This window comes from Virgibacillus carmonensis (genome assembly GCF_057836705.1).
Window position 1 is genome coordinate 1 of record NZ_JBYQFJ010000353.1, and the last position, 545, is coordinate 545.

The following is a 545-nucleotide window of genomic DNA, read 5'->3' on the forward strand; positions in this document are numbered from 1 at the left end:
GAAGCCGCCTTTTCATCATCATGTAAATAACATGTATGATGATTTGCCAGAAATGGAAATGCCTAAAAAACCGGAACATAACAATATGGAATGTGATGATAAAAATAACCATCATTATGGAAAATTTAATCAGCCATACCCCCAAATGGGGATGAATCAAAATTACAGAGATCCTTATCCAGCTCCACCTGGGTTTCAACCATTCCCGACTGCACCAATTAATGATGATGAGGATGAAAATATAAACGAATAGTGAAAACTTCATACACCGCGAGCCTTTCACACTGAATACTAAGGAGACGAGTTAACAACCAATTCGTCTCTTTTTCTGTTTTCCGATAACAAGGCATTTGCTTTTCTAATGTATTTTTTTCCGTTATGAACAAATAATGTTAAAATGGATAGTGATATCAGAATACATAAAGGAGTAATCATATGGAGGAAATAATAGATAAGATTGTACATTGGTTGCGCGACCAAGTCGAAGAAGCGAAAGTTAATGGATTATTGGTAGGGGTTAGTGGTGGATTGGATTCAGCAGTTGT

Annotated in this window: 1 protein-coding gene and 1 pseudogene; both read left to right on the forward strand. The window is 36.1% G+C overall.

Annotation, left to right across the window (positions count from 1 at the left end; translation table 11 throughout):
• The coding region (locus AC3G7N_RS22305; RefSeq protein WP_489424294.1) for a hypothetical protein at nt 1–253 on the forward strand (253 nt) is incomplete at its 5' end.
• A 182-nt stretch (nt 254–435) separates the two neighbouring features.
• Nucleotides 436–545 (forward strand): annotated as a pseudogene (locus AC3G7N_RS22310) (NAD(+) synthetase); the annotation flags it as partial.